At 62.7% G+C, this 17,363-nt stretch carries 14 protein-coding genes; 8 read left to right on the top strand and 6 right to left on the bottom strand.

The annotated features are described in order from the left end of the window. The first annotated feature begins 404 nt into the window (after window positions 1-404). Complete coding sequence (locus U0034_RS20455) at window positions 405-1,487, top strand: LacI family DNA-binding transcriptional regulator (RefSeq protein ID WP_085225327.1); 1,083 nt, start codon at window positions 405-407, stop codon at window positions 1,485-1,487. A gap of 19 nt (window positions 1,488-1,506) precedes the next feature. Here U0034_RS20455 and U0034_RS20450 read toward each other — a convergent pair whose 3' ends face one another. Beyond that, entirely contained in the window at window positions 1,507-2,298 is a 792-nt protein-coding gene (locus U0034_RS20450; protein WP_158243505.1) for a response regulator, read from the bottom strand. 292 nt (window positions 2,299-2,590) lie between these two features. Between U0034_RS20450 and U0034_RS20445 the strand changes: the two genes are divergently transcribed. The 3 genes from U0034_RS20445 to U0034_RS20435 all read left to right on the top strand — a co-directional run bounded on the left by U0034_RS20445 (window position 2,591) and on the right by U0034_RS20435 (window position 5,904). Beyond that, window positions 2,591-4,099 carry an ATP-binding protein gene (locus tag U0034_RS20445; RefSeq protein ID WP_085225331.1) on the top strand — a complete coding sequence of 503 codons (1,509 nt, stop codon included), beginning with the start codon at window positions 2,591-2,593 and terminating at the stop codon, window positions 4,097-4,099. After that, window positions 4,092-4,820 carry a response regulator gene (locus U0034_RS20440; protein WP_085225333.1) on the top strand — a complete coding sequence of 243 codons (729 nt, stop codon included), beginning with the start codon at window positions 4,092-4,094 and terminating at the stop codon, window positions 4,818-4,820. The genes U0034_RS20445 and U0034_RS20440 overlap by 8 nt, the downstream gene beginning before the upstream one ends. A 172-nt stretch (window positions 4,821-4,992) precedes the next feature. After that, window positions 4,993-5,904, top strand: a complete 912-nt coding sequence (locus U0034_RS20435; RefSeq protein ID WP_085225335.1) for a peptidase associated/transthyretin-like domain-containing protein — start codon at window positions 4,993-4,995, stop codon at window positions 5,902-5,904. 45 nt (window positions 5,905-5,949) lie between these two features. Here U0034_RS20435 and bamA read toward each other — a convergent pair whose 3' ends face one another. Further along, the gene (bamA, locus tag U0034_RS20430; RefSeq protein ID WP_233211911.1) at window positions 5,950-8,223 is read right to left on the bottom strand and encodes an outer membrane protein assembly factor BamA; all 2,274 of its coding nucleotides are present in this window, start codon (window positions 8,221-8,223) and stop codon (window positions 5,950-5,952) included. Window positions 8,224-8,596: 373 nt separating this feature from the next. Between bamA and U0034_RS20425 the strand changes: the two genes are divergently transcribed. From U0034_RS20425 to U0034_RS20415, 3 genes are all read left to right on the top strand, one after another. Beyond that, a complete protein-coding gene (locus U0034_RS20425; RefSeq protein WP_139831123.1) occupies window positions 8,597-8,785 on the top strand; it encodes a hypothetical protein in 189 nt (62 codons plus the stop codon). Beyond that, entirely contained in the window at window positions 8,778-9,185 is a 408-nt protein-coding gene (locus U0034_RS20420) for a hypothetical protein (RefSeq protein WP_085225341.1), read from the top strand. The genes U0034_RS20425 and U0034_RS20420 overlap by 8 nt, the downstream gene beginning before the upstream one ends. 109 nt (window positions 9,186-9,294) lie before the next feature. After that, a complete protein-coding gene (locus U0034_RS20415; protein WP_085225343.1) occupies window positions 9,295-11,613 on the top strand; it encodes an LPS-assembly protein LptD in 2,319 nt (772 codons plus the stop codon). Between the two features lie 17 nt (window positions 11,614-11,630). Here U0034_RS20415 and U0034_RS20410 read toward each other — a convergent pair whose 3' ends face one another. From U0034_RS20410 to U0034_RS20395, 4 genes are all read right to left on the bottom strand, one after another. Then, window positions 11,631-12,065 (bottom strand): GNAT family N-acetyltransferase, encoded by a 435-nt coding sequence (locus U0034_RS20410; RefSeq protein ID WP_085225344.1) that lies wholly within the window; start codon window positions 12,063-12,065, stop codon window positions 11,631-11,633. A 117-nt stretch (window positions 12,066-12,182) separates the two neighbouring features. Continuing rightward, window positions 12,183-13,157: a LysR family transcriptional regulator gene (locus U0034_RS20405; protein ID WP_139831124.1), complete on the bottom strand. Its 975-nt coding sequence runs from the start codon at window positions 13,155-13,157 to the stop codon at window positions 12,183-12,185. A 681-nt stretch (window positions 13,158-13,838) separates the two neighbouring features. After that, entirely contained in the window at window positions 13,839-14,441 is a 603-nt protein-coding gene (locus tag U0034_RS20400) for a recombinase family protein (RefSeq protein ID WP_085225348.1), read from the bottom strand. A gap of 456 nt (window positions 14,442-14,897) precedes the next feature. Beyond that, window positions 14,898-15,926, bottom strand: a complete 1,029-nt coding sequence (locus U0034_RS20395; RefSeq protein WP_085225349.1) for a LacI family DNA-binding transcriptional regulator — start codon at window positions 15,924-15,926, stop codon at window positions 14,898-14,900. A 250-nt stretch (window positions 15,927-16,176) separates the two neighbouring features. Here U0034_RS20395 and U0034_RS20390 point away from each other — a divergent pair, with 250 nt between their 5' ends. Continuing rightward, the gene (locus tag U0034_RS20390) at window positions 16,177-17,328 is read left to right on the top strand and encodes an ABC transporter ATP-binding protein (protein ID WP_085225351.1); all 1,152 of its coding nucleotides are present in this window, start codon (window positions 16,177-16,179) and stop codon (window positions 17,326-17,328) included. Window positions 17,329-17,363 lie beyond the last annotated feature (35 nt).

Raw genomic sequence — 17,363 nt, 5'->3', positions numbered from 1 at the left:
GCGCGAGTGCGCGGGGCATGGCTTCAACCCACGCCCCGCGACAAGGCCCTCTCATAGCCCGCCGCAACGTTATCGCTAACGTTACCGCATGCTAATTTTCCGGACGCAACGGCACTATGAGGGTTTACCCACGCGATGGAACCTGTCCGGCGCCCGGCCCCCGAGCACGTATCCGGCAAGGCTTGCCCTGGCGCGGCCTGGATGCCCCAAGGCGGGGCGGATGCCCCCAATGGACCGACGGGTCACCCCGGCCAGGCGGCGCTACGGTCGCCATTGGACGATGCATCGCATGGCGCCGCTGCTACAATGATCCCAGCTCGGTCTCGCGTTACCGTTAACGTTTCCCCGACCCGAAGCCGCCAGCCGTTCACCTTCACAGGCGCACCCCGGAATTGCATTCGCCGATGATCAAACCCAGTCCGACTCTCGCGCATGTTGCGAAGCGCGCCGGCGTTTCGCAGATGACGGCCTCCCGCGCACTCAACGACCGCCCCGGCGTGTCGCGCGAAACACGCGAGGCGGTGCGGAAAATCGCCGCGGAGATCGGCTATGTCGTCAATCGCAGCGCGCAAAAACTCTCGGGGGCGCGCAATGGCGTAATCGGCATCATCACACCGATGCTCGACAATCAATTCGCGAGCGAGCTGATCGTCGGCATCGGCCGGGCGGCGCGCGCGGTGCGCTACGAGACGCTCGTCTACACCGTCTTCGACGAGGATGGCGATGCCCATCGCAGCCTGATCAACCTGCTTCAGCAGTTTGCCGACGGCGTGGTGGCCATTCTTCCGAGAGCACCCGCATTTTTCGAGGCATTGGCCGCCGCGCATGTTCCGGTCACGCTCATCGATCAGCGCGGCTCGCTCACGCACTTTCCCTCCGTATCCGTCGACAACTACGGTGGCGCGTGTCTGGCCATCGAGCATCTGGCTTCGCTCGGGCACACGCGCATCGCCTTCATATCGGGAGACGAAGCGATCGAGGGCGTGAAGGACCGCCGCCGGGCCTATGAAGATACGCTGGCAAGGCTGGGCCTTGCGTGCGACCACGGACTCGTGGCGAAGGGAGACTTGTCGCAAATGAAGGGATTCGAGGCAGCACTGCGCCTCATGCGGATGCCCCGACGGCCCACGGCCATCTTCGCCGCCAACGATCTGAGCGCCTTCGGCGCCATCGCGGCCGTTCATGAAGCCGGACTGCGCGTGCCCGACGACATCTCCATCATCGGCTTCGACGATATACCGATGGCGGCGCAGGTTCACCCCGCGCTCACGACGATCCGCCAGCCTTTTGCGCAGATGGCGCGCGCAGCGGTGGATACGCTGCTCGCCGCAATCAACGGCGGCGAGCCATCGGCGGCGCGCATCACGCTACCGGCGGAACTCGTTGTCCGCCATTCCACGGCGAGTCCACTCGCATCGGAGCGAAAGCGCGCGCTCGCGCGAGCCGACGCTCGCGCGATCCCCGGTAAGACGCGGTCGCGGGCCTGAGCAATGCGCACTCAGTCAGCTACAGCACGGCGGAATCGTAGTGAATCGCGCGCCGGGCAGCACCGCTGACCGCTAGAGCCGCATCGACGCAGCGCGCAGTTGCCGGCTCTTCGTCGCCGGGCACGAAAACGTAGCCCTGCCCGCGGATCGTCTGGATGTATTGGACGCCGGAAGGCGCTTTGCCGAGAACCGACCGGACCCGGAATATGAGCACGTCGAGCCCGCGCTCCGCCTGATACGTCCCTTCCCTGCCGAGCATTTCCATGATGCGTGCCCGCGTGAGCATTTTCATCGGGTGGGCCGAGAAAATCTGCAGCAATGAGAACACGCTGGGCCGCACCGCCACTTCCACGCCGCGCTTGAAGAGCCTGCGCCCGAGAAAGTCGAGCGAGAATTCCCCGAACGCGTATTGCTTCCGATAAGCCGGCACGGCGAACCTTTCCCGATGGTGGAAGCGCAGCGCGTTACGTATGCGAGCCAGCAGTTCATTCGTGTCGAAAGGATCGACGAGATAGTCGTTCGCGCCGAGTTCGAAAGCGACGATCTTGTCGGTCACCTCCGCCGAGCGGCTCACGATGATGATCGGCATGTCGAATCCCGCCTCGCGCACGCGTCGAAGCGCCGCAATGCCGTCGTTGGCCGGCAGCCCGTGCCGCAACACAATGGCGGACGGCACTTCCGCGTCGAGGCGCCGCATCAGCGAAGCCGCGTCGTAGAGCACCGACATTTCGAACTCGTGCCGCTGAATGCGCGCGCGCAATTCGTCGCGGATTGCCTGGTCGGGTTCAACGACAAGGAGGTGCTTGATCATCGATGAGCCTCTTTCACGATGCAATGTCAGGGATAACGTCTTTTGCGTCGCCATCGATGGTAAAGCGCAACTGTGCAGCGAAGATGAGGGAAAAGAGGAGAAACTGTGAAAGTTGCCGGCAGGTTCGACACTTTTACGCGGCCCGGCGCGAAAATAGCATCCGTCGACCGGGCGGCTCGATGCGCGGCGAGCGATGCGGCTCGCCTCCCGGTCGCGCCCCGACCTGCCCGCCCGGATCGCCAGACCGATTGAACGAACGACTTAACGACAGCGCATACGCCCCGATCCGCCCATGAGAATCGGCATTACATCGAAGCTTTTTCTGGCCGTACTCGCCGTTTGCATCCTCATCGCCGTTGCGATGGGCGTGGCCATGCGCTTCAGCTTTCAGCGCGGTTTTGTCGATTACCTGACGGCCCAGAACAGCGAGCGCACGAAGCAGCTCAGCCTCAAGCTCGAGCAGGCTTACGCCATGCACGGCAACTGGGACTTTCTTCGCCAGAATTCCCAGGCCTGGCTGGCGCTGACGCGCTCGGTGCTGCCCGCGTCGGCGCCCGGTGGCGCCCGCGCACCGGACACGGCCGGGAGGCCGGCATTTCCAGGCGGCAGCCCGGAAGGCGGCCCACCGCCGGACGAGGCGGGCGCACCGCCCGGGGGCCCGCCGCCGGGGCTGCCACCGGACGCTGGCGACGGACCCGGCTCGGGACGAATGCCGCCCATGACGCTATACGATGCACAGATGCGCCGCGTGGCCGCCAACGGGCCCCCTCCGCCACCGGGCGAACGCCGCCTCCCCCTGAAGGTGGCCGGCACGGTGGTCGGCTGGCTGACGGTCGCCTCGCCCGCGAACATGCTGTACGCGGCGGACCGCCAGTTTCAGGCCCGGCAGATTCGGGCAACGTGGATCATCGTCGGCTTCGCCGTTTTACTGTCGGCCGCCGTGGCGATCGTGCTGGCACGCCTCTTTCTTGCCCCGGCGCGCCGCCTCGTACTGGCCACGCACCGCCTCGCGAGCGGCGACTACGCCACGCGCGTGCCCGAAAGCGGCAGCGACGAGTTGAGCCAGTTGGCAAGCGACTTCAACCGCCTTGCCACCTCGCTCGAAGCAGCCGAGCGGAGCCGGCGCGATTTCATCGCCGACATCTCGCACGAATTGCGTACCCCGCTCGCTGTTTTGCGCGGCGAACTCGAAGCGATCGAGGACGGTGTGCGCCGGCTCGATGCGGCCACGCTCACCTCGCTTCAATCCGAAGTCACGATGCTGAGCCAGTTGATCGACGATTTGTACGAGTTGTCGCTTGCCGATATCGGCGCGTTGTCGTTCGAAAAAGTGAGGGTCAATGTCGCTCCGCTTGTCGAAGGCGCGGCGGAAGCGGTCAGGGAACGGCTCGCCGCCAAGCAGATCGCGCTCGAAACGGATTTCGGCGAGGAACCCGCACTGATGTCCGCCGATCCGCATCGGCTTACGCAATTGATGAAGAATCTGCTCGAAAACTCGCTGCGCTATACCGACCCGGGCGGAAAAGTCCGCGTCTCGGTCGCCACCACGCGCGACGAATTGCGAATCGACGTACAGGATTCTTATCCGTCCGTACCCGAGCCGCTGCTGCCCCATCTGTTCGATCGGCTCTTCCGTGCCGACCCTTCGCGCAGCCGACAAAGCGGTGGCGCGGGGTTGGGGCTGGCGCTATGCCGGCATATCGTCCGCGAACACTGCGGCACGATCACCGCATCGCGCTCTGCGCTGGGGGGGCTCTGGATCGCAGCCCGTTTTCCGATATCGCCAACCCGACATGACTGATCGTATTTCGCGCCCCGGCATTTTGATCGTCGAAGACGAACCCAAGCTTTCGGCGTTGCTCGCCGATTATCTGCGCGCCGAAGGCTATGACGCGACCGTGATCGCGGACGGCCTCGATGCGATTGCGCACGTACACGCGCACGCGCCCGCGCTGATCCTGCTCGACCTGATGCTACCCGGCCGCGGCGGGCTCGAAATCTGCCGGGAGCTGCGTACGTTTTCGGACACGCCCGTCATCATCATTACCGCACGCGTCGACGAAATCGACCGGCTGCTGGGCCTCGAACTCGGTGCCGACGATTACGTCTGCAAGCCATTCAGCCCCCGCGAAGTCGTCGCGAGAGTCAAGGCCATTCTGCGCCGCGTCGAAAACGCGGTGCGTGCGGCACAGCCGGACAACCCGGCGCCCTCGCCATTCCATATCGACCTGGAACGGCATATCGCCGAACTGGACTCGCGCGATCTGAATCTGACGCCGATCGAATTGCGGCTGCTCTCGCTTTTGCATTCGACACCGGGAAGGATTTATCCGCGCGATCTCCTGCTGCGCAGTCTTTACGACGATCATCGCGTGGTGGCCGATCGCACGGTCGACACGCACATCAAGAACCTGCGACGCAAGCTGCAAGCCGTGCGGCCGCAGCAGGACATGATTCGATCGATCTATGGTGTCGGTTATCGCCTCGAGCGCTATCCCGATCAGGCGGAATCCGACAGCTGAAAGCCTTTCCGTATTTCGGCTTTACCTTTATGGCACCTCTCGAGCGACACGAACTGTCCGTTAATGGACGGTAAGCCGGCGTTAACGGATGCGCGCGAATATTGGCTTAGATTATGGATAGCACGCCCCGACCGGGCGCGCTATTCATATTCAAGATATTCAAGGCTACACGATGACCTTCAACGGATACGCCACGCGCCGCCGCTTCTTGCTGACGACGCTCGTACTCGGCGCCGCGCTGGACACGCCTCGCCTGCCGCGGGCGGCGCCGTCTGCCGCGGCAGGCGCCGGCGCCTGCGAATCGAGCCCCGAGCAGGAGACAGGCCCCTATCACCTCGATACGACTCTGTTCAGAGCCGACGTTACCGAGGGCAAGCCCGGCATTCCCCTGCTTCTGACCATTTCGTTGATCGACAAGCGCCGCTGCGCACCGCTCGCGGGCGCCATTATCGATATATGGCAATGCGACGCGCTCGGGAACTACTCGGGTTTCACGAACGCGGCGGGCAGACCGCCCGGCCCCCCTCCCGGCATGCCGCCGCAGGATGAGGGCGAACCGAGGCCAGGAGCAGGACCTGGTCCCGGCCCGGGTGTGCGACGGCAAGATGCCGTACCGCCGGAGCCGCCGCCTGGCCAGCCGCCGCGGCCGCACCCAAGCGATCGGCTAACGTTTCTGCGCGGCATACAGCGCACCGACGAGCGCGGCAACGTGACGTTTCGTACCATCGTGCCCGGTTGCTACGAGGGCCGTACGAACCACATTCATTTCAAGGTACGGACGACGAACCGATCGCTGGCCGGCGAGCACATATCGCATACCGGTCAGATCTTCTTTCCGGAAGGATTGATGGTCCAACTGATGCGCGCGGATCCCTACCGCAGCCACGCGATTGCCCGAACGACTCAGACCGAGGACCCGGTCTTCGTTCATCAGCAGGGTACGGGAGCGATCGCCCGGACCACCGCTATGGACGGCAGCACCTATGAAAACGGGCTGCGCGCCCAGGCCATCGCCGTTGTCGATCCCGACGCAACGCCGGTACCCGTCGCGGAGATGCCGGCACCACGACCACGACGCTTCTGATACTGGCCGGCAGCCCCTTCGGCGGGGCGCCGCCGTCGCTCCTCATCAGAACGACGTGCCGATCTGAAACTGGAACTTTTGATAGTTGTCGCCGGAATGCCGAACGATCGGCAAGCCGAACGACAGCTTGAGCGGGCCGATGGGCGAGATCCATTCCAGGCCCGCGCCATAGCTGTATCGAAGGCCGTTCGCACCGGTGCTGCTGCCCTCGTCGCCCCAGACATTGCCCGCATCGACGAACGTGAACAAGCGCAGCGTGCGGTCCCAGCCGGTGCCGGGCAACGGCACCGTCATTTCGAGGTTCATCACGAACATTTTCGAACCGCCGATCGGGTCGTTCGTCGACGTATCGCGCGGGCCGAGCGAACTCGTTTCGTAGCCTCGCACCGAGCCGATGCCGCCCGCATAGTAGTTCTTGAAGATCGGGTAGGCCTTGCCTGCGAAGCCGTTACCGTATCCACCCTGAAGGTTCAGGCCGAGAATATAGCCGCGTGCAAACGAGTAGTAGTACTGCGCCTGCAGATCGGCCTTGTAGTATTGCGTCTCGCCGGCCGGCGTCCCCACCTCGCCATTGGCCTGCAGATAGTAGCCGCGGCTGGGCACGAGCGCACTGTCGCGCGCATCGCGCGACCAGCCCGCCGTCAGTGGCACGTTGTTGACGACGCGGCCGAACTCGCTCACGTAGTCCTTGTAGCTCTGCGGCGTGGACGAATCGATATTGAAGCGATCCTGCTCGAGGCCGACGCCGAGATAAACCGTGTCGGCCTCGGAAAACGGAATGCCGAACTTGATGTCCCCGCCCATACTGACGATGCGGAAACTCGAGTCGCTGCTGTAATAGAGCGGATAGCTCGTGCGGTAATACACATCCGTGATCCGCTTGATGCCGTCCACCGTGAAGTACGGGTCCGTTGCCGTCACGGCGAGCGTTCGATAGGTCTTCGCCGTGTTGACGCTGACGGCCAGACTCGTGCCCGAACCGAATACGTTGTCCTGCGAGACACCCGCGGACAGCACGACCTTGTCGGAAGACGAGAAACCGGCACCGAGCGTAATCGCGCCCGTCGGCTTCTCGGTGACCTTCACTTCCACGTCCGCCTGATCCGGTGCGCCCTCGACCGGGATCGTCACCATCTCGACGTCGGTGAAGTAACCGAGCCGGTTGATACGGTCTTTGGACAGTGCAAGGCGGCCCGAATCGAACCAGGCGCTTTCGAGCTGCCGCATTTCGCGGCGCACGACTTCGTCGCGCGTACGCGTGTTGCCGACGATGTCGATGTGGCGAATATAGACGCGCCGCCCCGGGTCGACCTGCAGCGTCAGCGCGACCGTGTGCCGGTCACGGTCTATTTCTGGCTGCGCGTTGACCGATGCGAATGCGTAGCCGTATTCGCCAAGTTTGTCGACGATCGCTTTCGTCGTGGCCTGCAGCTTATCCGCGGAAAATCGCTCCCCCGGTCTCAGCTTGATCAGTTTCGTCAGTTCCGCCTCGCGATCGACGAGGTTGCCGGCCAGCCGGATATCCGACACGGTATACGGCTTGCCCTCGTGCACCGTCAGCGTGAGATACATGTCTTTCTTGTCGGGCGAGATGGAAACCTGCGTCGATTCGATATTGAACTCGAGGTAGCCACGGTTCAGATAAAACTTCCGGACGTTTTCCAGGTCGACGGTCAGCTTGTCTTTCGAATAAAGGTCGTTCTTCGAATACCACGAGAACCAGTTCGGTGAGGAAAGCTGCATCTCGTCGCGCAGCTGGTTGGTCGTGAACACCTCATTGCCGATGAAACCGACCTGACGGATCTTTGCGCTCGCGCCTTCGGCCACCGAGAAGAGAACCGACACCCGATTTTCATCGACGGGAGTGACCGTGGTCCTGACTTCAGCCGCGTAAAAACCGCGCGTAAGATATTGGCGCTTGAGCTCCTGCTCCGCCCGATCGACGAGTGACCGGTCGTAATAGCGGCCTTGCGACAAGCCCACGCTTTTCAGCGCCTTGATGAGCGCGTCCTTCTCGAACTCGTGAATGCCGGCGAAATCGATCGTTGCGATTGCCGCGCGCTCGACGACCTTGACGATCACGGTATCGTCGTCGGCCGAAACCTGAACGTCGCTGAAGAACCCCGTGGCGTAGAGTGCACGAATGGCTTTCGACGCCAAATCGTCGGTGAACGTATCGCCTCGCTTGATGGGAAGATAAGAAAACACAGTGCCCGGCTCCGTACGCCGTGTCCCCTCGATACGGACATCCTTCACGACGAAGGGCTGCGCCGCGCACGCCGGTTGAATCGTTGCCGTCGTCCCCGCCAGCCCGGCCATGGCCGTCACATAGACCGTCGTACTGTTACGCTTCATGCTTGCTCAAGTTGGATGTGACAGGCGACGTACTTGCGTCGTCCCGCCGGTTCGAGAATGGAATGCGCGGAGTATAGAGACGGACATTTCTCGCGCAGTTACGCGCCCATTAACGATTCTTTCCGCCGCCGCCCCGCGCGCTCACGGGGATGAACGGCTGCTTTTGCAAGCCGGTTGCGAGACTCGAGGCGCCTGCGACCGCACGCATGCCACGGCAATGCACGTCAACGATAAGAAACCGATACCTGCGTTCAGATTCGGTAATTCGCGCGTAATGGCCGCGTGGCTCGCAGCGTATATCGTGTCGTCAAGCCCCCATCACTCACAGGCACTCGACATGATTCCGTTCGTCACAGCCGATGTACTCGCAGCGGTGTTGCGCATCAGCTCGGCACCGATCTTCTCGCCGCTTCTGGCCGCGGCCTCTTCGTCCGGCGCCGTGCTTCGTCCAAGCGTGCTCGGCGCCGCTTACGCGCGGCCGGGGATTGCCGCGCCGGACACGGTGTGGGCCGCGCGCCGTGTCTGATTCGCCGACGCTCGCGATCGACTCGATCAGCGCCGTCGAACTCACGCCCGACGGGCAATATCTCGTCGTGCTCGGGAACGCCGGCACCGCCGCGGTTCATCGCTCGTTGTTCGATCACCTGCTGGTTGCGCTGCCTCATGCGATCGAGCTGTCGAATCGACTGAACGGCGGCACCGCGCAAAAGTGCTTTGCACTGCATTGCCATGGGTGGGAAATCGGGCGGCTCGACGGCACCGATCATCTTGTCGTTCGCTTTCAGTTGAACGGCAATGCGGGCATTTCGTTTTCGGTGCCACGCGATCAAGTGCCGTACATGGTCCAGGCGCTTTGCGCCGCGGCCGGACTGCCCTTGCCCGAACCGGCCACCCTTGCCGCCGGCCACGGCGCCACGCTCCAATAGCCGAGTTCGTCAACAGGCCCTCTTTCCTTCCGCGCTCTCGCACGGATTCGCGCACGCTCCGCCCGGCTCTTATATTTTTCTTGCCTTGAACTCACGCAGATATCGACGCATGCGCGTGAGGCGCATCGTTTTTCTCGTTGTTGCTGCCTGCGCGCTCCGCCCCGCGCTACGTCCCGTACTCGCACTTGCGCAAAGCGCCACTCCGGCAACGGAATGCGAGCGCCTGAGCGACGAACGTGGCCTGTGCCTCGCGCCAACGCTCGAGCGGCACCCCGCACAGCCCGGGCAGCACCCGGCCGTGTTCGTCTCCGGTCTGCTGGCGACGCAAAGCGACGGCGCCGACGTCGCGGCGAAGGGCGACGCCGAACTGCGGCGCGCATCGTCTGCCATCAAGGCCGACGCCCTGCATTATTCCGTCGACAGCGACGTGGCCGATGCCTACGGTCATGTGCGGATCGCAGATACCGGAAATGTCTTTCTCGGTCCCGAGGCGCATTTGCGTGTAGAAGCCAACCAAGGCTACATTACGGTGCCCAAGTACCGCTTCACCATGACGAACGGATGGGGCTCCGCGAAACGCATCGATCTCGTGGATCAAGATCGCTTCAGCGCGCATGAGGCGACCTATTCGACCTGCGCCTGTGAAGCGCGGCCGGACTGGTATCTGACGGCATCGCGCTTCGACGTCGACAACGCAAGCGGAACGGGGGTCGCGCGCGATGGCGTGCTCTTCTTCGAAGGCGTGCCGTTGTTCGCGAGCCCGTGGCTCTCGTTTCCGCTGTCGAACGAGCGCCGCAGCGGCCTGCTGGCGCCGACGTTTTCGCTCAGCTCGAGCAACGGCTACGATCTGACGCTTCCCTATTACCTGAACCTTGCGCCCAACTACGACCTGACGCTTACGCCCAGACTCATGAGCAAGCGAGGCGCATTGCTGGACGCGAATTACCGCTATCTCGGCGCGCGCTACAGCGGTGAATTCAATGTGCTCTACCTGCCCGACGATGCGCTCACGAAGACGAAGCGCTATTCGATCGCGCTGCGCCAAGACTGGACGATCGCATCCGGCCTCTCGGCCTACGTGAACTACAACCGCGTATCGGATGCGACGGTCGCGACCGATCTGGGCGGACAGTCGTCCTATTCGACCACGTCCACCACGCTTTACCAACAAGAAGCCGGCATCGTCTATAGCGACGGGCCGTGGACGGTCCTGGCGCGCGAACAGCATTGGCAGTCGTTCACCGACAGCTCGACATACAACCGCGATCCGCAAATCAACGTGCGCTACGCGCACTACGACCTCGCGGGTTTCGACTTCGGCGCACAGGCCGATGTCACCCGATTCACGATTGCGACAGCCGATGCGACGCAGGGCTCGCGCTTCGTTTTCGATCCGTACGTCAGCTATTCGATCGTCCGGCCGGGCTGGTTTCTCACGCCGAAACTGCAGTGGCACTTCGCGTCGTACGACCTGACGTCCATCGGCGCGGACGCGCCGAGCGGTCAGCCGAAAACGTTCAATGCGAATGTGCCGACGCTGAGCCTCGACTCGGGCATGCGCTTCGAGCGCCCGGTTCGCTTGTTCGGACACGCTTTCGTGCAGACGCTCGAGCCCCGGCTCTATTACGTCTATACGCCATACCGCGATCAACGCTTCGCGCCGCTTTTCGATACCGCCGAAGCGGATCTCGGCCTCGCGGAAATTTTCACGTCCAACAGCTTCATCGGCAACGACCGCGTATCGGACACCCATCGCGTGACCGCGGCCCTCACCACACGCTTCATCGAACCGGAAAGCGGCGAAGAGCGTGCGCGCTTCGTGCTCGCACAGCAATACGACTTCCACGCACCGCGCGTGACGTTGACCGATGGCGCAGCCGCGGCCGAAGCGGCTCGCACGAACCTCATCGTCGGGGCGTCATATCGGATCGGCGCTGGCGTCTCGGCGGAGCAGTCGCTCGCATATAGCCAGGTCAACCACTACCTTTCGCGTGCCACCGTAGGATTCGGCTGGACACCGGCGGAGCGCCACGTGCTCAATGCGGCCTACCGCTACAACCGGGGTACCGCAACGCTCGACGATACGCCCGTCAACCAGTTCGTTGTCTCGTCGCAATGGCCGGTCTTCCGGGGGGCCTCGGGCGTCGCGCGGCTGAATTACGACCTGGTCACGCATCGCCTGATCGCTGGCCTCGTCGGCTTTCAATACGATGCCGACTGCTGGGCTATCGGCCTTGCGCTGGAAAAATACACGCAAGCCACGAGCAGTTCGTCCGCGAGCAGCGGCACACGCGTGCTGATGCAGCTTCAGTTGAAGGGATTATCCAAAGTGGACAATGGGCTTGCCAGCGAATTCGCACAGCGCATTCCCGGCTACACCGCCACATCTTCGCCGGCTTCGCAATCGCCTTTCTCGGACTATCCGTAAGTCGACAGCGCCACCGTTCATGGCGCCGCATACACGTCGGGCCGATGCAATTCCATATACCGCTCGGGATGCTCGAGTTCGTGAAAGCCATGCGGCCGATAGACGCCATGCGCATCGGTCGTGACGAGAACGATTCGCCGGAGCACCTTGAGCCGCTCGGAATCGAAGATGTGATGCATGAGCGCCCCGGCATATCCGCGGGAACGAAACTCCGGCAGCACGAATACGTCGCAGAGATAGCCGACCGTCGCCAGATCCGTGACGAGGCGGGCGAATCCGACCTGCCGCTTGCCGAGATAGGCCCCGAAGCACAACGAGCCTTCTATTGCGCGTTCGACGATTTCACGTGGAATGCCCCTCGCCCACGGGGCATGATCGCGCAAGAACGTGTGAATGAGCTCGATGTCGAGTTCGCTCTTGTCTTCGGAGATGCGCAATGCCTCGGTTTCCATATGTATGACGGTGGCTCGATTGCAAGTCGGAAATAGCGTTGAATGAATACCTGCACTGCTGCGGGGCATGCGATTGCGCGCCGGCAGCGAATCGAATGCCCCCTTGCGCGGATGCCGTCAAGCGGCGACGTGGCTGCGGCTTTCGTGCCCCGCTGCTTTCGCCGCGCTTCGACGCCAGTCCTCGCTGCCTTCCAGGGCCGGCATCGATTCGAACAACTCGGCGATCCAATCGGCGAATACGCGCACTTTGGCCGACAGGTGCCGATTGTGCGGATAGACGATCGAAATTGGCTTCGGCTTCGGATTCAACCCCGGCAGCACTTCCTTCAGCGAGCCGTCGAGCAATTGCGGCAGGACCATGAAGAGCGTGGGCTGAATGAGGCCGAACCCCGCCAGCCCGCAGGTCACGTAGGCATCGGAGTCGTTGACGGTGACCGTGCCGTTCATCGGCACCTCCACCGGCTTGCCATCGATCATGAACACCCAAGGCACGGGCCGCGCGCCCTGGCTGGCCCTGAAATTCACCGCGTAGTGCATCGGCAGTTCATGGATGTCTTTCGGCTCGCCATAGTGCGCGAGGTAGCCGGGCGAGCCGCACGTCACGCGCTTGAGCACGCCGATTCGGCGCGCGACCATCGACGAATCCTCCAGCGGCCCGATGCGTACCATGCAGTCGACGCCTTCCTCCACCGGATCGACGGCCCGGTCCGACAAGCCGACGTCGAGCGTGACGTCGGGATAGCGCTGGCGAAAGATCGGCAGTTCCGGAATAACGAGCCGGTGCCCGAGCGACGTCGGCATGTGCACGCGCAACAGCCCGCTCGGCTTGCGCTTGCCGGCCTGAAAACTCGCGTCCGCTTCGGCAATTTCCGCGAGGATCTTGATGCAATGCTCGTAATAAGCCGCACCGTCGGGCGTCAGGGAAAGACGCCGCGTGGTCCGGTGCATCAGGCGCACGCCGAGCAATGCCTCGAGATTCTGGATGATCGTGGTAACCGAGGCACGCGGCATGCCGAGCGTATCGGCCGCTCGCGTAAAACTGTTGGCGTCGACCACACGCGTGAATACTTCCATTGCTTGAATGCGGTCCATGCTTTCCCCTCGAAGAGCCAGCCGTGAAGCATAGAGTACCCGGCCACCGCATTTCAAGTTGCTTGCGCGATCGCGAGAAGTGAGCGCCTGCCGGATACCGCATCAGGCGCTTTTTCGTCATGCGAACGCAAATTCCGCCCCATTGTCGGGATTTTCCGAACATTAGCTTGCACCAGGGTGCGGTTTTCGTCGGCCGCAGCAATCGGCCCTCTGCTTTTTGGCCGCGTGGCACGAAAGCGCGCCTGCGTTAACCGTCACTTGCCCCACCGAAGACCGCATCGCACTCGCAAATCGATATGCGTGCGGCGGGCTGGTTCAAGGCCGGACGGAGGGATACGCCGCCCGACCTGGACCTGCGTACGATTATTGCGCCGCTGGGGATCCGGAAGCAGGCCCGGGCGCTGACGCACCGGCTGCATGGTCTTACGGAAATTGGGGCCGTGCTTCATTCACATGGCCGCTTCTTCGCCACCGAGGTCGGGCAGCGGCGACTCAACACCTGATCATAGCGTTCAAATCTCGCGCTGCTGCAAGACGTCATGCAACGCATAGAGGCTTATAGTGCATTACCTGGAAATGTTGCCGCAATTGCGCGCGACGATGGCATACGATTAATTTGATCCATCAATTCCGGCGGTAACCGAATACCCACATCGGTTCCCGCGCGGGCCTGCGCCCATTTCAAGTGCAATTGTTCGATATCGCAGCGTCCTGCAATGCATTGCGCGTTCGCAAGTGCCGCCTCAACGTCCGCTCGTGGACGTTGAACGTTTGTGCAACGAATTCGGTCGAATGGGACTGCAGCAATGCACGCGCTTGCTCGCGTTGTTCTTCCGTCAATACGCTCGGCCTACCGATCGCACTGCCGCGCTCGCGCGCCGCGGCCATCCCCGCCCGCGTTCGCTCGCTGATCAAGCCACGCTCGAATTCGGCCATCGCCGCAAGCATGTGAAACGTGAAGCGCCCGCTCGACGAACCGGTATCAATATACTCGCTGAGCGAAACGAGCCGTACCTTCTGCTTGTCCAGATCGCTTACCAGAGCTGCCAGATGCCGCAGGGAGCGCCCCAGCCGGTCCAGCCTGAACACGACAAGCGTACCGCCACCCTTGAGCGCCGCAAGCGCCTCGAGCAACCCGGGGCGGTCGAACCTCGCGCCAGAAAACCCTTTATCAGTATAGACAGCCGTACACCCGTAGTCGCTCAGCGCCTTCAATTGCATATCGAGATGCTGCTCGTCTGTCGAGACTCTGGCATAGCCAATCTTTATTCTGTCGGATCGCATGAGACTTATGATGCCTTCATCTATGTGAAGCGTTAAAAATCAGATAGCACCGCTACCCCGTCTGACATCGGCCGTTCGATTTTCGTTATCAATGAATCCCCCAACTGTTCGCCCACCGTTCGGTGGGTGAACAGGTCTTTGCATCATATCCGAAAAATCCGCATATAGTAAGAATTTTTCCCGATCCAACGAATTCCTCTGGAATTGTTAACAATCGTTTCTCCGTTGCCATCACAGCCAATGGGGCAATCCTCAACAAACGTCTCCAGATACAAAACAATTGTTACATTCAATAAAGAAATTGATCCATCCATTATCAGAATTGATCTTTTTATTTAATTCTCGTATGGGCGCCGATCGCGTATCGCCTGCTGATATCGTCGATCGGGAGTACTGATGAGAAGGAAGCGAAAGCAGATGCGCGCAAGCCCGAAGCCTGTGCGCGCACGCCTGAGATCAGCCGTGCGCGCGTTTGCGCGGCGCGGCGCCGGTCGAACCGCGAACGACGAGTTCGGGCGAAGGTACGGCAAAGATGCTGTGCAAGGGTTGCTCGCCGTTGAGCATATCGATTGCGAGCACGATCGAGCGCGCCGCGATCTGGGCCGTGGGAAACCGCACCGTCGTCAGCGCAGGGCGGAATTGGCGCGCGAGCGGAATGTCCGTCAGCCCCATCACCGACAGATCGTCGGGCACGCGCCGCCCCATATCCGCCGCGGCCTGCATCGCGCCGATCGCCATCAGATCGTTCGTGGCAAAGATCGCCGTTAGCGCCGGACGTGAGCGCAGCATCGCGGCAGCTGCTTCATAACCGCCTTCGATGGAGTCGTGTGCGTGCTCCACGGCGGCCGGCGCGAGATTCCTGGCACGCGCCGCAAGCGCCTGGCCGAAGCCGCCCAGCCGCACCGATTGCGGCCCGCCGGAGCCCTCGCCAACGAGCACGCCGATCTTCCGATGCCCGAGCGCGAAAAGATGCTCGGCGGCCAACGCGCCCGCCGCCGCGAAGTCCACCGTCACGCAAGGCAGTGCGAGCGAGGCGCGCACCTGCTCCCACATGCAGAGCACGACGGGCACGCCCTTTTTCGATACCTCGCCCAGTTCTCGCTCGGCCAGATCGGTATTCATCACGAGCACCCCGGCGGCGAGCGTGCCCGCGACCTGCCCGAGATAGGCGCGCGTAATGGCCGAGTCGTCGTCGGTATTGCAAACGAGGAGAAAGTAGCCGCGCTTGCGTGCCTCGCGCTCGGCGGCAAGCACGAACTCCGGGTAGAACGGATTCGAGATGTTCGAAAGCATCAGCGCCAAGGTTGGCGTGCGGCCTTCGGCGAGCGCGCGTGCGGTCAGATTCGGGCGATAGCCGAGTTCGCGAATGGCGACCATGACGCGCTCGACCGTGCTCGGCTTCACCTTTTGCGGATTGCGCAGCACGTTCGACACAGTGGCCGCGGTCACCTGTGCGTGACGTGCGACCTCCGCAAGCGTCACCATGACCACCTCGTCGCATCGCTCGCTGAATAGGGACCGGTGAGCCAATACTCCGACTCGGCCAAAACGTTTTCGCTCATATATTGGGACAGCGTCTCAAAAGTTGCACGCCCTTCACGGCTGCGCTACTTTTCTTTCACGCCGAGTTGCAGGGATACCGTGATGGTAAGACGAGACGGCCCTGTTCGGTACAAAAATTTAAGCGCTTAAATGCCTATTGGGCGGACGGCGTATCGGATGGAGACACGGCAGCATGGCAACGATCACGCTCGATCGGGTATCGAAACGCTACGCTCAGCACGCACCCGTGCTCAGCGACGTCAATCTTGAAATCGGCGAGCACGAGTTCTGCGTGTTTCTCGGCCCGTCGGGTTGCGGCAAATCCACGCTGCTGCGGATTATTGCCGGCCTCGAGGAACTCAGCGATGGGGAACTGCGCATCGACGGCGAGCGCATGAACGAAACGCCACCTGCCGAGCGCGGCGTGGCCATGGTGTTCCAAAGCTATGCGCTGTTCCCGCATATGACGGTCTTCGACAACATGGCGTTCGGGTTGCGCATCGCCAAGCTGCCCGAGCGCGAGATTCGGCGCCGCGTCGAGGAGGCTGCGCGTGCGCTTCAGCTCGATACCCTGCTCGATCGCAAACCGCGCGCACTTTCGGGCGGCCAACGGCAGCGCGTGGCAATCGGCCGGGCGATCGTACGTGAGCCGCGCGTGTTCCTCTTCGACGAACCGCTTTCGAATCTCGACGCCGCTCTGCGCGGGCAAACCCGCATCGAGATCGCGCGATTGCACGCGCGCTTCGAAAAGGCCAGCTCCGTCTACGTCACGCACGATCAGATCGAGGCGATGACCCTCGCGGACAAGATCGTCCTGCTGCGCGCCGGCGACGACGTGTCCAAATACGGAAGCATTGCCCAGGTGGGGGCGCCGCTCGACCTCTACCATCGGCCGGCCAATCTCTTCGTGGCCGGCTTCATTGGCTCGCCGCGCATGAACTTCCTGCCTGCCCGCGTGGTCTCGGCGGACGCGTCGGCGCTGCATCTGCGCCTTGACGGCAGCGGCGAACCGTTGACGCTGCACGGCCGAACGCCCACGCCCGACGTCCACGCGGGCGCGGCGGTCACGCTGGGTATCCGTCCGGAACATCTGACGTTGATTCCCGAGGCCGCAGGCGAACTCGCCATTTCCCGGGACGTGCTGCTCGTCGAGCAACTGGGCGAGGCGAGCTACGTGCACCTCGAGCAGCCGGGCGGGCGGCCGCTCGTCGCCAAACTGCCCGGGGATTGCGACATTCGGCGCGGCGCGCGGCATGCATTTCGTCTGTCCGAGACGAACTGCCACCTCTTCGATGCAACGGGCAACGCGCTGCGCGTCGAGCACGCTGCCCACGTATTGGCATGACGGCGCAATAGACGACGACATAACACCATCAAGGA

The organism is Trinickia caryophylli (assembly GCF_034424545.1).
Classification (GTDB): Bacteria; Pseudomonadota; Gammaproteobacteria; order Burkholderiales; family Burkholderiaceae; genus Trinickia; species Trinickia caryophylli.
Note: the sequence above shows the minus strand (reverse complement) of the source record. Positions and strands in the feature narration are given on the sequence as shown.